Source organism: Actinoplanes sp. NBRC 101535, from assembly GCF_030269225.1.
Taxonomy (GTDB): domain Bacteria; phylum Actinomycetota; class Actinomycetes; order Mycobacteriales; family Micromonosporaceae; genus Actinoplanes; species Actinoplanes rectilineatus.
Window position 1 is genome coordinate 380,279 of sequence record NZ_BSSY01000005.1, and the last position, 12,189, is coordinate 392,467.

The following is a 12,189-nucleotide window of genomic DNA, read 5'->3' on the forward strand; positions in this document are numbered from 1 at the left end:
CTCCACCGCGAGCCCCCTGACCGGTGAGCGCCGCCACGGCCAGACTCCCGTCCTGCTCCAGCAGGCCGAGAGCCAGGTGCACCGGGCTCGCCGAGGTCGACGAACGACATGACCATAATCTGACCCGATGCCGCACACACCGGCCCGAGCCGTCTACCCCGGCACCTTCGACCCCCTCACCCCAGGGCACCTCGACATCGTGGACAGGGCGCGCCACCTGTTCGACCACGTGACCGTCCTGGTCGCCGTCAACGCCGGGAAACAACCGTCCCAGCCCACCGCAACCCGGGCGACCCGGATCGCGCAGCAAATCCCCGCCGGCTGGACCAACGTCTCCGTCACCGCGTGGCACGGCCTGACCGCCGACTACTGCCACCGCCACGCCTGCCGGGTGATCGTCCGCGGCGTCCGCAACACCACCGACTACCAGCACGAACACGACCTCGCCACGACGAACGAAGCCCTCGGCATCACCACACTGCTCCTGCCCGCCCGGCCTCAACTGGCAGCGACGTCCTCCACCGCCGCTCGCGGCGGGCCGTTCATCCGCTTCATTAGCTGACGGGGAGCGCCGCCTCGTACCGCAGCAGGGTGTCCACCAGGACACGACGCTCGGCGGGGGAGAGCGGCCCCAAAGCCACCCGCCACGCCCGCGCGCCCGGCGACAGCCACTCCGAGATCGCCGCACGACTGTTCGGGGCGATCTCGACGATCCGGCGGCGACGGTCCGCGCCGTCCGCCCGCCGCACCAGCACACCCTTGCGCGCCAGATCACCCACCAGCAGACTCACCGTCGTCGGCGCCACACCCAGGCGCTCCGCCAGCAACGACACCGTCTGCGGACCGTCCAGCGCCAGCAACGACAGCAGCGTCAGATGCCGCGGCGCCAGGTCGAAACCGCGCAGACTCTCCGGCGGCGTCAGGCGCTTGGCCCGCCCCACCAGGCGCGGCATGACCAGCAACAGTTCCCGCACGGTGGCGTCGACGGCATCATCGGGCATTGACACGTACCATCCTCAGAATTAGCTTTGAAAACAAAGACATCGAAACCTTTGAGGGGTACGAGTTGCCGCACCTCACCGTCCACACCCACGACGACGACCTCACCGGCCACGAAAAAGCCCTGATCACGGCACTCACCGACGCGGTCGTCAGCGTGTACGGCGACTGGGCCCGACCCCACGTCGGCATCCGCCTGATCGGACTCCCCGCCGGGCGCACCGGCACCGGGGGAGAGGTCGACACCGTCCCGGCGCCCGCCGTCGACTTCGGCATCCGCACCGACGCCCTGAACCGGCCCGACATCACCGAGATCCTGAAACGCCTCACCCAGGCCGTCACCGACGCCATCGCCGCGACACTGGGGGAGCACCACCGGGAACAGACCAGCGTCTCCTTCACCCCGACCACCAGCGCCACGACCATCGCAGAAGCTTCCCACCCCGCGTAGCGCCGGGCGAGCCGCCTCGGTCACAAGCCCCAGAGCATCCATCATGACCTGCGAAAATGGGCATTCGGGCGACCGGCCGTGCACCGAACCGTGCCATGCCGATGACATGGGCTGCCGAAGCAGCCGGCCCGGTGGCAGTACTCAACGGCGCCGGGCTGTTCTCTGTGCACGAAGGACCGGACCGGGCTGACAAGATCGCGAGCGTCGGGGGATTCCTTCTCGCGTTGGCGGTCGCCGGCGTCTCCGTGGCTGTCCACCTGCGCGGTCGGAGAGCGGCCGCGCAGGTGACGCGCATGCCGGAACCAGCGGCGAAGGCTGACGGGACCACGAACAACATCTCCGATGCCGGCATGGTGGTGACCGGGCCCGGTGCGGTCATCGACGTCGCGTTCACCGAAGGTCGGCGCAAGGCCCGGAGGAAGAAGTAGGCCCTCGTCCCGGGCAAATATCCCAGGTCGATAATGAGCATTATGTCAACTAGAGCGCGGAGGGGGGGCCACGCACGCTCCCCAGCCGTCGTTGACGCACATGCCCCAGGCGTGAGCTGGTGAGGACCTCCGCCGCCAGCGCCTGCCGCCTCGTCCGGAACCGCCGAGAAAGCCACGTCCGATGATCACGCAGGTCCGGGCGTACGCCGGCATACGGACGCGACGGCCCGTCAATCCCGCAGTCGCGCCCGTATGCTGGCACGAACTTTGGCCGACCGGCGGCGACAGGCCTGAAATGCCCGCCGGAAGCTTCTCCGGGAACCGGGTGGCGGCACTGAACCGCACCACGTCCCGCCGCCCTCCCCGACCGGAGCACGAGAGACCTGACTCGCGGCAGGCGTCGAAACGGGCACCCGGGGCCGATCCTGAGGCATGCAGCCGCTGCCGAAGTGGCCCGATAAGTCGGAAATATGGCTGTGAAAGCCTATCGGAGGCGAGCGCCTTGCGCAGATGATCAGTTGCCCTACCAGGCTTTACGGTGATATTTGCTGCATAATGGGGCTTATGCAGCAAAACGCGATTACGGCACTGATCGACGACTTCTTGACTGCCCGTGCTGCACGGAAGCCCTCGGTGCACACGCTTTCCGCGTACAGGAGGGATCTGCATCTGGTGGTGCAGCTGGCCGAGCCCGCGCCGCTCACCGTGAGTGACCTCTCCCCTCGCGTGCTACGGGGTGCCTTCGCGCGTTTTGCGGCGGACCGCGCCCCCGCCTCTGTTTCCCGGGCCTGGTCGTCATGGAATGCCTTCTTCACTTTCCTGGTCGTCGAGGGTGTCGTCGCGGGGAATCCGATGCCCGCCGTGGATCGTCCCCGGCAGGTGCCCCTCTCCCCCAAGCCGTTGCGGGGTGAGGAGACGCCGGAGGAATTGTTACGCGCAGTGAACACTTCTGATGAGCGGCAGCGTGATCCGTGGCCGGAGCGGGATGTCGCCGTGCTGGCGCTGGCGTTGTGTGCCGGTCTTCGGCTGTCGGAGATGCTGGCGTTGCGGATCGGGTCGATCGGCGGGCGTGACGGTGAGCGGCGGATCGAGGTGTCCGGCAAGGGCGGGCGGCCGCGGACGGTGCCGATCGATGCGGGGCTGGATGCGGCGCTGGTGCGGTATGCCGATTCGCGGCGGGTGCGGTTCGGGCGTGCGGGGGCCACCGCTCCCCTGCTGGTGGACCGGCAGGGTGCGGCGTTGCAGCGTGGTGGCCTGCAGTATCTGGTGCGGTCGTGTTATCAGCGGGCCGGGGTCGGTGACCGGGTGCCGCGGGGTGCGCAGTTGCATGCGTTGCGGCACACGTTCGCGACGCGGTTGGCGGAGGACGGGGCGAACGCGTCGGAGATCATGCGGTTGTTGGGGCATGCGTCGTTGGCGACGACGCAGTCGTATATCGAGGTGACGGCGGATCAGCAACGCGCTGCAGTTTCGGCCAACCGGACAAACAGGGTGTTACGGGAACTGTGCTGAGATGATGCGGGGATGGAGACCGAAGAACGGACGGCGGCGGTGAGTCGCCGATGGTTGTTCCTGGCGGGCGCGGTGGCGGGGTTGGTGACCCTGTCGGGGTGTCCGGGTGGCGACGATGGCGATGACGACGACGGGGATGACGAGGACGACGATTAGTCGTCGAGAGATTTGAGGAAGCGGGCTGCTCTGCCGCAGACGTCCTCGTATCCCAGGAGTTTGTAGAACTCCTGGGTGCGGGTGCGGTATCGGCTGCTGGTGATCTCGAGTTTGATGCAGCCGGCGGCGCGGGCCTGGTCTTCGACGGCTTTGACGAGTTGCTGGCCGACGCCCTTGCCGCGGTATCGCTCGTCGACGACGAGGGCGGCGAGGCGGCCGCTCTTGCCGGTGTACTCGAGCAGGGGCATGACGTGCAGGGCGGCGACACCGATCAGTTCGCCGTCGTCGTCGGCGCCGATGAGCCGGCTGGCGGGGTCGTCGAGCCAGTTGTCGAGGCGCTTGTCGACGTCCTGTGCGGTGGTCGGGTACCCGAGCTGTTCGAGCAGGGGGACGAGAGCGGCGGTGTCCTGGCGGGTCACGGGGCGCAGGTTCAAGGTTCAGTCCTTTACGGTGATGCCGAGGGTCTGGGCGAGGGCGTGGGCGGATTCCATGAGTTGGATGCCGGTGATGGTGGCGCCGTGCAGGGAGTCCCAGCCTTGGGCGATGTCGAGGTCGCGGGCGCCGCGGAGGTCGACTTTCTTGAGGGTGGCCTTGCTGAATCGGGCGCGGCGGATGGTGGTGCCGGGGAAGGTGACGCCGGTGAGGGTGGCGTCGCCGAAGTCGGCTTCGGTGAGGTCGCAGTCGCGGAATTCGACGTCGTGCAGGGTGCTGCCGCGCAGGTTGAGGCTGTCGATTTTGCAGGCTTGGAAGGTGACGCGGCGCCAGGTGCTGCCGTAGGCCTGCAGGCCGGCGAGGACGCTGTCGAGGACGGTGACGTTGAGCATCTGGGTTTCGGACCAGGTGCCGCCGATCCAGCGGGTACGGGAGATCCAGACGTCGTCGAGGCGGGCGCGGGTGAGGGTGGCGTTGGTGGCGGTGAGGCCGGTGAGGGCGCTTTCGGAGAAGCGGGCGCCGGTGGCCTGGGGTTCGTCGAGGTCGGTGCCATCGAGGTGGATCTCGCTGTAGTGCTCGCCGCGTTCCAGTTCGCCGGTGTGGGGCTGGAGGTAGGGGGCGTAGGGCAGGGCGGCGAGGTCGGTGATGGCGGCCATGGGTGTCATCGTGCCATCAAGCTTGGAGATCAAATTCTTTCGGGGGTACGGGGAAAGTGGCGTGTCCATGGCTGTCCTCGACGTCGCATGTGGACGATGATCGATGTCATGTCGACGGGTTACGGGTTGGGGCGTACGCCGCAGGAGTATGAGCGGTTGCGGGCTCAGGCCCGGGCGTGGGAGGCGGTGACGGGTCGGCTGCTGGATCGGGTCGGTGTGCCGGTGGGGGCTTCGGTGCTGGATGCGGGGTGTGGTCCGGGCGAGACGATGCGGTTGCTGGCGGAGCGGGTGGGGCCGTCGGGGTCGGTGGTGGGGGTGGATGCGGATGCCGTGCTGGGTGCGGCGGCGCAGGAGATGCTGCACGGGTTGGGGCATGGTCGGTGCCGGGTGGTGGCGGCGGAGATCCGTGGTGACGAGCCGGTGGCCGGTGGGCCGTACGACGTGGTTTTCGCCAGGTTGCTGCTTTTTCATCTGCCGCAGCGGGTGGCGGTGTTGGGGCGGTTGTGGGAGGCGGTGGCTGCGGGTGGGGTTCTGGTGGTGCAGGACTACGACCTGAGCGTGGTGGGGACGGCGCCGCCGGTGCCGGCGGTGGAGGCGGTCAATCGGTTGATGGTGGAGGCGTTCGAGGCGCTGGGGTGTGATGTGCGGGTGGGGACGCGGTTGCCGGCGTTGTTCGCGGAGGCGGGTGTGGGGGTTCCGGACGACAGTGACGTGTCCGGGTTGGTGGCGCCGTTGGGGCCGGCGCGGATGTTTCTGGAGCAGGTGGTGCGGGGTGTGTTGCCGGCGGCGGTGGCGCGGGGTGCGGTCGATGTGGTGCGGGCCGAGCGGGTGTTGACGGGGTTGGCGGCGGAGGCGGAGCGCTCCCCCGGGTTGCCGGTGCTGGCGCCGTTGCTGGTGGGTGCGTGGAAGCGGCGGCCGGTCGGCGGGTGAGTGGGCGGCCGCGGATGACGGTCGGGCGGGGTTCCACCTGTCCGGCTCCTGTGCCCTCACCGGTAGATATCGACAACGGACGTTACGATCGTCGGGGTGACGCGCTTTCTGCTTGTGCCCGGCCGCGGAGTGCCGTTCCCGAACCACTGGTCTCGGCAGTGGGCCCGCGCCCATCCCGGATACCGCTGGGCCCCGGAACCTCCCGGACCGCCTTACCAGCCTGATGAGCGGGTGGCCGCCCTTGATGCGGCCCTTGGTGAGTCCGACGAGCCTGCCGTGTTGATCGCCCACAGCGCCGGTTGTCTCACCGTCGCGATCTGGGCCACCCGTCACGCCGGTCCGGTGCAGGCTGCTCTGTTGGCGACTCCGCCCTGGGTGCCCGAGCTCACGCCGGAGCAGAAGTTGCCGTTCCGGTCGCTGCTGGTCGCCAGTAGCAACGACCCGCACGCCACCCTTGAGCAGTCCGAGCGTCTGGCCCGGGACTGGGGTGCCGAGTTCGTCGACGCCGGTGCGGTGGGTCATCTGGACAGTGCCTCCGGTTTCGGTCCTTGGCCCCAGGGCGAGAAGCTCCTTCAGCGTCTGGTCGACTGACGCGCGGCCGGTCCTGCACAGGGTGTTATGGCCCATCTGCCCGGTCGTTGCTGCGGTGTTCGCGGCCGTGTCGCCTCCGCCCGCGACCCGATAGCTCCGCGACCCCGTCGTGGTCGTCCGGCGCCGGCATGCCGGCCGATGCGGGGCGCCGTCATCGACGGGCGGGGTGGGCGGAACTGGTGGGGTTGCGGGCGGAGGCGAGTGTTGGTGGGCCTCGGTCCGAGGCGGTGGCTCGCAGGAGAAGGATCCCGTCGTCGTTCATGGCGGGAAGTCTGAACCCTGCCCCAGGGGACGACTCAAGAGCCGGTGCCGGGGAATTGTTCTTCGCGTCGCTGCGGGCTGTTTTGCCTGTTCAGCGGGGGTCTTTGTCGTCCGCCGGAGGTGCCGGGGCGTCATTCGGGTTTCGGGGTTGAGTCGTCCCCTGGGGCGGGGTTCAGACTTCTTCGCGAGCGGGCGGCACGGGCCGGCCGCGCAGCACCAGGATGTGCCAGAGGTATTTCAGCAGTTGCAGCACCTCGGCCGGGGCACCGAAGGAGGACCACTCATGCGGAGAGCGCACTACGGACTGCGCTGCCCGGCCGAGCGCCGCGGCGTCGAGCAGCGGCGCGTCATAGCGGGAGGCGAGGGCTGCCGCCAGCAGTGGGGCTTGCGGGCCGCGCAGGTCCGCGGGGAATTCGTCGGCGGGCAGTTGGAAGCCGGGGTGGTACAGCACGGGCGCGCCGAGGGTGTGCAGGGCTGCCACGGATGGGGTGTCTCGCAGGGAGGGGTCGCAGACGATGGCCGCGACGTCGTGGCTCAGTGTGAGGCCGCCGTGGATCTGGGCTTCGATGTATTCGTCGAGGGCGCGTCCGGTGGCCGTGCGTCCGGCGGTCAGTGCGGTCGTCCATTCCTGCGGCGAGGGGGCGGTCAGGGCGAGGGCGCGGCCGGTGTCGGCGACGCGGGCCAGCAGGCCGTCCCAGATTGCGCCGAATGTTGCGGCGGTGCCGACGATGGTCGGTTCGGTGACGCTGTCGTCCAGGCTGAGTGTGGTGCGGGTGAGCACGTGTGGGTGCAGCACGAGGTGGCAGCTGCCGAAACGGGGTGCGGCGCCGTCGGGGTGGCGGGCCAGGTTCAGGGCGCCGTAGACCGGTCGGCCTGTCGTGGTCGGGCGGCCGGCGGTGACCGGGTAGGCGCCGGGGAACATGCGTTGTTCCCAGCGGTCGCGGTCGCCGCCGGGGTGTGCGGTGAGGCCGCCGTTGGAGATCCGTGTCTCGAACTGGCTGCGGTAGGTGCCTTCGGCTGCCAGGTGTTCGGCGACTGTCCGGTGGTCGGCCAGCAGCCGGTCCGGGTGGAAATGCACGGTTACCGGGGTTGCTGCGAGCAGCGGGCCGAGTTGGTCCGGGCCTGGAGACGGGAAGAGCGCCCGCACGTGGGCGAGCGCTCTTTCCGCGGGAGAGGTCATCTACTTGGCGTCGATGGTGCCGGTGGCCAGCAGGACGAGCAGCAGGGAGCCCAGCGCCAGGCGGTAGAAGATGAAGACGCTGTAGGAGTGCTTCGATACGAACTTGAGCAGCCAGGTCACCGAGAGGTAGGCGACGACGAAGCTGACCACGGTTGCGACGATGGTGTTGGTCCAGCCGACGCCGTTGGCGATGTTGTCGGACTCGTCGATGCCCTGCAGGATCGAGGCGCCGGTGAGGGCTGGGATCGACAGGAAGAACGACAGTTTCGTCACTGTCACCCGGTCCAGGTCGCGCAGCAGGCCGGCGGACATCGTGGCGCCGGAGCGGGAGACGCCGGGGATCAGCGCCATGCACTGCACGGTGCCGATGATGAGCGTGTCTTTCCAGGTCACGTCGTCTTCGTGGCGGGTTTGGGTGGCCGCGTGGTCGGCGAAGGCCATGACGCCGGACCACAGGATCAGGGCTCCGGCCACGAACCAGAGGCTGCGCAGTGTGGTTTCGATCGCGTCTTTGAAGAGCAGGGCGGCGATCACGATCGGGATCGAGCCGAGCAGGACCGCCCAGCCGAACCGGAAGTCCGGGTGTGCCCGGTGTTCCTTGTTGAGGAGGCCCTTGAAGAAGGCCGGTACCACCCTCGCGATGTCCTTGCGCAGGAAGAGGATGGTGGCCAGCACCGCTCCCGACTGGATGATCACCGTGAAGGCGGTGATGTCCGGGTCGTCGATGCGGTGCCCGAACAACTTCTCCAGGATGGTCAGATGGCCGGTGCTGGACACCGGCAGGAACTCGGTGATGCCCTCGACAGCACCGAGGATCACCGCTTCGAGAATGTTCAAGACGTGCCCGTCCTTGCCGCAACCGTCGTCACGGGGTCAGAGCATAGGGGGACTAATCACGCCGGACTACGCCGGGCACGGGCGGCCGCGATGCTGTACGAAGGGTCACGGTCCAGGTTGTGGCGGTCACGGTCGTATCGGCGGGTGGTTCGCGGGTCGGCGTGTCCCATGGCGTCCTGGACGTCTTCCAGGGGGATGCCGACGTCGCGGGCGGCGGTGGCGAAGGCGTGGCGCAGTGAGTGTGGTGACAGCCGGTCTGCTCCGGGGATGCCGGCTTCTGCGGCCAGTTTGCGGACCAGCCGGAAGACGGCGTGGCGGTCGAGCCGGCCGCCGGTGGCGGTGGCGAAGAGTGGGCCGGGGTGGGTGCCGCGCTCGCTGAGGTATGCGTCCAGTGCGGTGGATGCGCCTGGGGTGAGGGCTCTGCGGCGGGCGCGGCCGCCTTTGCCGACGAAGCGCAGGGTGCGGTGGCCGCGTTCCCAGCCGACGTCGGTGGCGTCGAGTCCGCATGCTTCGCTGACGCGCAGTCCCAGGTCGGCGAGGAATGTGATCACGGCGCGGTCGCGGAGGGCGGTCGGGCCGTGCTGGCGGTCGGCGGCGGCGAGGATGTCGCCGACTTCTCCCGGGGTCAGGCCCAGCGTGGCGGAGTGGTCGCGGGAGACGTATGGGCGGTCGGCGCCGCTGACCGGGTTGGCGGGGACGGCCTGCAGTTTGACGAGGAAGTCGTACCAGCTGGAGACGCCGGACATCTTGCGGGCGACGGTTGCTGCGGCCATCGGCCGGGCTTCGAGGGCGCGGGCGTATGCGTTGACGTCCAGGAATGTGGCTCGTAGCGGGTCCAGGTTCTGTTCGGTGCACCAGGACAGCCAGCCGTGGACGTCGCGCCGGTATGCCGCCCGGGTGTGTTCGGACAGGCGCCGGTTGGCCAGCCATGCCTCGGTGAATTCCTGGGCTCCTCCGGATTTTTCGATGAATCCGCGGGGCTGGGGCACGAGCGACGACATGCCGGTCATCCTGTCAGCTTTCGATCACCTGGCTGTCGGCGACATGCCAGCGGCGGGTGTGTCCGACGGCATCGGCGAAGTACCGGTCGTGGGACACGGTGATCAGGGTGCCGCGGAATCGGCGCAGTGCTTCCTCGACGACGTCCAGGGCTTCGAAGTCGAGGAAGTTGGTGGGTTCGTCGAGCAGCAGCACGCGGGCCGGGCTGTTCACTACCACGGCCAGCAGCAGGCGGCGCAGCTCCCCCGCCGACAGGTCCCGGACCGGGGCGGTCCATTGTTCCGGTTCGAATTGGTGGCCGGCCAGCAGGCGTTCGGCGTCCTCGGCGTACACCGGGACGCGGGCGCGGAAGAAGTCCAGCATGCTGTCGTCGGTGCGCAGGTCTTCGTCGTTCTGTGGCAGCACCGCGACGTCGGGGTGGCGGGCGGTGATCTCGCGCAGCAGGGTGGTTTTGCCGGTGCCGTTGCGGCCGGTGATCAGGATCCGGTCGCCGCGGGCGACGTCGAGGTCCACGTTGGCGAGCAGCTGTCGTTCGCCGAACGCGATCGTGACGTCGCGCAGTTTCAGGACGATCTCGCCCGGGTCGGCGGTGTCGGAGGGGAAGGCGAGGGTCAGGGGTGGCCGGCTCTTCGGTTCGGCGATCCATTTCACCGAGGCCATCTGCCGGCGCAGTCGCCGTTCGCGGACCTTCGCCTTGCGGGCCACGAGGCGGGCGACGCGGCGCAGGTGGGGGGCGGTCGCGCCGGACCGCACGGTGTCCTCGACGCCTTTGGCGAAGCCTTTGGTGCGTTCGATGTCGGATTCCCAGCGCAGCCGGTCCTTCTCCTGCGCCTCGTAGTCGAGCAGCAGGCGTTCCCAGCGGCGCTGTTTCTCCTCGCGGTATGCGGTGTAGCCGCCGCCGGGGTATTCGTGGGGTTCCTCGTCGATGCCGTCCAGTTCGACGATCCGGGTGGCGAACTCGTCGAGGAATGCCCGGTCGTGGCTGACGGCGAGGACTCCGCCGGGATAGCCGGCCAGCCAGGTGCGCAGCCAGGCGGCGCCTTCGGTGTCCAGGTGGTTGGTCGGTTCGTCGAGCAGCAGCAGGTCCGGTTCGGCGAGCAGGGCGCGGGCCAGCAGCAGGCGGGCCTGTTCGCCGCCGCTGACCGTGCGGACGGGCAGGTCGTCGTCGAGGTGTTCGATGTCGAGGCGCTGGCGGATCTCGGTCAGGCGGTTTTCTGCGTTCCACCCTTCGAGGGCGGTCCAGCGTTCCTGGACTGCGGCGTATTCGCTGAGGACGTCCGCGCCGGCTGCGAGGCGTTTCTCCAGGTCGCGCATGTCCGTGATGACCTGCGCGAGTTCGCCGAGGCCGCCGGCGAGGAAGGCGCCGACGGGGCCGTCCGGGTCGGGCATCCGCTGGGGTACGTGGGCGAGCCGTGTGCCCGGGGCGACGGCGACGGTGCCCGCGGTGGGGGTGATCTCCCCGGCCAGGACTCGCAGCAGGGTGGTCTTGCCTGCTCCGTTGGGGCCGACGACACCGATCCGGTCGCCGGGGCGCAGCACCAGGTCGAACCCGGAGAACAGCAGGTCGCCGTCGTGGGCCTGGCCGAGACCGGTGACCTTGAGGTGGGCGTTGGCGGAAAGGGACTGGCGCACGGGAGAACCTCCGGGGGGACGACGCCGACAGGGAACCACCCACGCGCGATCGGGTCGCGGGCGGGGCTGAGGTCGGGTCGAACTCACATGATCGGAGGGTGCTCCTCGCTGTCGGCGGTAGGTCCGGGTACCACCCTGCCCTGCCGCTGCGGAACCCGCAACCACATTGATGATCGGTGGCGCGGCGAGACGGGGACGGGAAGCAGGGCGGGGACGGGAAGGAGAATGGAGGCGGCGCAGCAGCGCCTGGCGGTGGGGGCTGACGGTGGGGTCAGGCTGCTGCCGAGGCCAGGCCGTACGCGTCGGTCACGCCCAGCCGGGTCGCCATGGTGCTGCGGGCGGCGATCTGCGCCGCGTAGGCCGCCCGGCGCCGTGCCACACAACCGTCTTTCGCCGCCGGCAGGTTCTTCTGTTCCATGTGGGCTGTCAGGCCGTCGCGCAGCAGTGCCAGCGCCTCCGTCCGCAGCTGCGACACCCGGGACTCGGTCACACCCAGAGTCGCCGCGACCTCCGACAGGGGGCGTTCCTGCAGGAACGAGGCCTCCACGACGTAGCGCAGGCGTTCCGGGAGCACGTCCACCGCGTCGTGCAGGTAGCCGAGGCGTTCGCGGTGGAGCAGCATCTCCTCCGGGTTCATCGAGCTCTCCGTCACCAGGTCTTCGGCCGTGCCTGCTGCGAAGCCCTGCAGGGACAGCACTGCCGCTCGTTGTACGTCGTCGTCGACGCTGCTCAGTTCGCTCACTGCCACGCCCAGCAGTTCGGCCAGTTCGTCGGCTGTCGGTGTGCGGCCGAGTTGGGCGGTCAGTTCTTCGCGGGCCACGTCCGCGCGGCGGGCGCGGGCCCGGACCGAGCGGGATGCCCAGTCCATGCTGCGTAGTTCGTCCAGCAGGGCGCCGCGGACCCGGACCGCCGCGAACCGGCCGAACGGGATGCCCCGTTGCGGGTCGTAGGACTGTGCGGCTGTCACCAGGGCCGCGTATCCGGCCGACGCCAAGTCGTCGCGATGTACGTGCGGCGGCACCTTGAACAGCATCTCCCTCACCATGTGCCCGACCAGGGCCATGTTGTCGCGGATCAGGATCTCCTGTGCCCGGGTGACGGACTTGGTGGCGGCTGCGGTCATTT

Annotated in this window: 15 protein-coding genes; 7 read left to right on the forward strand and 8 right to left on the reverse strand. The window is 69.3% G+C overall.

The genetic code is table 11. From position 1 onward, the window contains the following. The first annotated feature begins 127 nt into the window (after positions 1-127). Positions 128-562: a pantetheine-phosphate adenylyltransferase gene (gene coaD / locus QSK32_RS16660; RefSeq protein WP_285472439.1), complete on the forward strand. Its 435-nt coding sequence runs from the start codon at positions 128-130 to the stop codon at positions 560-562. Here the strand turns inward: coaD and QSK32_RS16665 are convergent. After that, positions 555-1,001 carry a MarR family transcriptional regulator gene (locus QSK32_RS16665; protein WP_285472440.1) on the reverse strand — a complete coding sequence of 149 codons (447 nt, stop codon included), beginning with the start codon at positions 999-1,001 and terminating at the stop codon, positions 555-557. The genes coaD and QSK32_RS16665 overlap by 8 nt on opposite strands. Between QSK32_RS16665 and QSK32_RS16670 the strand changes: the two genes are divergently transcribed. From QSK32_RS16670 to QSK32_RS16685, 4 genes are all read left to right on the forward strand, one after another. Continuing rightward, complete coding sequence (locus tag QSK32_RS16670; protein WP_285472441.1) at positions 1,001-1,450, forward strand: hypothetical protein; 450 nt, start codon at positions 1,001-1,003, stop codon at positions 1,448-1,450. The two genes, QSK32_RS16665 and QSK32_RS16670, sit on opposite strands and share 1 nt — an antisense overlap. Before the next feature lie 56 nt (positions 1,451-1,506). Next, positions 1,507-1,878, forward strand: coding sequence for a hypothetical protein (locus QSK32_RS16675; RefSeq protein ID WP_285472442.1), 372 nt, complete (start codon positions 1,507-1,509; stop codon positions 1,876-1,878). Positions 1,879-2,433: 555 nt separating this feature from the next. Further along, positions 2,434-3,390, forward strand: coding sequence for a tyrosine-type recombinase/integrase (locus QSK32_RS16680; RefSeq protein WP_285472443.1), 957 nt, complete (start codon positions 2,434-2,436; stop codon positions 3,388-3,390). Between the two features lie 12 nt (positions 3,391-3,402). Then, positions 3,403-3,546 (forward strand): hypothetical protein, encoded by a 144-nt coding sequence (locus QSK32_RS16685; RefSeq protein ID WP_157411297.1) that lies wholly within the window; start codon positions 3,403-3,405, stop codon positions 3,544-3,546. On the opposite strand, the gene QSK32_RS16690 is transcribed toward QSK32_RS16685, so the two are convergent. Continuing rightward, positions 3,543-3,980: a GNAT family N-acetyltransferase gene (locus tag QSK32_RS16690; protein WP_045745470.1), complete on the reverse strand. Its 438-nt coding sequence runs from the start codon at positions 3,978-3,980 to the stop codon at positions 3,543-3,545. The genes QSK32_RS16685 and QSK32_RS16690 overlap by 4 nt on opposite strands. A gap of 3 nt (positions 3,981-3,983) precedes the next feature. Further along, entirely contained in the window at positions 3,984-4,634 is a 651-nt protein-coding gene (locus tag QSK32_RS16695) for a pentapeptide repeat-containing protein (protein WP_045745469.1), read from the reverse strand. A 108-nt stretch (positions 4,635-4,742) separates the two neighbouring features. On the opposite strand from QSK32_RS16695, the gene QSK32_RS16700 reads away from it, so the two are divergent. Then, positions 4,743-5,564 carry a class I SAM-dependent methyltransferase gene (locus QSK32_RS16700; protein ID WP_285472444.1) on the forward strand — a complete coding sequence of 274 codons (822 nt, stop codon included), beginning with the start codon at positions 4,743-4,745 and terminating at the stop codon, positions 5,562-5,564. Between the two features lie 114 nt (positions 5,565-5,678). After that, entirely contained in the window at positions 5,679-6,155 is a 477-nt protein-coding gene (locus QSK32_RS16705; RefSeq protein ID WP_281179099.1) for an RBBP9/YdeN family alpha/beta hydrolase, read from the forward strand. Between the two features lie 433 nt (positions 6,156-6,588). Here QSK32_RS16705 and QSK32_RS16710 read toward each other — a convergent pair whose 3' ends face one another. The 5 genes from QSK32_RS16710 to QSK32_RS16730 form a co-directional block, all read right to left on the reverse strand. Continuing rightward, the gene (locus tag QSK32_RS16710; RefSeq protein ID WP_285472445.1) at positions 6,589-7,596 is read right to left on the reverse strand and encodes a DUF3626 domain-containing protein; all 1,008 of its coding nucleotides are present in this window, start codon (positions 7,594-7,596) and stop codon (positions 6,589-6,591) included. Continuing rightward, positions 7,597-8,433 (reverse strand): undecaprenyl-diphosphate phosphatase, encoded by an 837-nt coding sequence (locus QSK32_RS16715; protein WP_045745466.1) that lies wholly within the window; start codon positions 8,431-8,433, stop codon positions 7,597-7,599. Positions 8,434-8,489: 56 nt separating this feature from the next. Continuing rightward, positions 8,490-9,443 carry a tyrosine-type recombinase/integrase gene (locus QSK32_RS16720; protein ID WP_502872535.1) on the reverse strand — a complete coding sequence of 318 codons (954 nt, stop codon included), beginning with the start codon at positions 9,441-9,443 and terminating at the stop codon, positions 8,490-8,492. Between the two features lie 4 nt (positions 9,444-9,447). After that, positions 9,448-11,064 (reverse strand): ABC-F family ATP-binding cassette domain-containing protein, encoded by a 1,617-nt coding sequence (locus QSK32_RS16725; RefSeq protein WP_285472447.1) that lies wholly within the window; start codon positions 11,062-11,064, stop codon positions 9,448-9,450. A gap of 271 nt (positions 11,065-11,335) precedes the next feature. Continuing rightward, positions 11,336-12,187 carry a sigma-70 family RNA polymerase sigma factor gene (locus QSK32_RS16730; RefSeq protein ID WP_045745463.1) on the reverse strand — a complete coding sequence of 284 codons (852 nt, stop codon included), beginning with the start codon at positions 12,185-12,187 and terminating at the stop codon, positions 11,336-11,338. Positions 12,188-12,189 lie beyond the last annotated feature (2 nt).

Bases quoted from the DNA above. Each gene is read 5' to 3' on its own strand.
- coaD (WP_285472439.1), top strand. From the start codon at position 128: ATGCCGCACACACCGGCCCGAGCCGTCTACCCCGGCACCTTCGACCCC.
- QSK32_RS16665 (WP_285472440.1), bottom strand. From the start codon at position 1,001: ATGCCCGATGATGCCGTCGACGCCACCGTGCGGGAACTGTTGCTGGTC.
- QSK32_RS16675 (WP_285472442.1), top strand. From the start codon at position 1,507: ATGGGCATTCGGGCGACCGGCCGTGCACCGAACCGTGCCATGCCGATG.
- QSK32_RS16680 (WP_285472443.1), top strand. From the start codon at position 2,434: ATGGGGCTTATGCAGCAAAACGCGATTACGGCACTGATCGACGACTTC.
- QSK32_RS16685 (WP_157411297.1), top strand. From the start codon at position 3,403: ATGGAGACCGAAGAACGGACGGCGGCGGTGAGTCGCCGATGGTTGTTC.
- QSK32_RS16695 (WP_045745469.1), bottom strand. From the start codon at position 4,634: ATGGCCGCCATCACCGACCTCGCCGCCCTGCCCTACGCCCCCTACCTC.
- QSK32_RS16700 (WP_285472444.1), top strand. From the start codon at position 4,743: ATGTCGACGGGTTACGGGTTGGGGCGTACGCCGCAGGAGTATGAGCGG.
- QSK32_RS16710 (WP_285472445.1), bottom strand. From the start codon at position 7,596: ATGACCTCTCCCGCGGAAAGAGCGCTCGCCCACGTGCGGGCGCTCTTC.
- QSK32_RS16720 (WP_502872535.1), bottom strand. From the start codon at position 9,443: ATGACCGGCATGTCGTCGCTCGTGCCCCAGCCCCGCGGATTCATCGAA.
- QSK32_RS16730 (WP_045745463.1), bottom strand. From the start codon at position 12,187: ATGACCGCAGCCGCCACCAAGTCCGTCACCCGGGCACAGGAGATCCTG.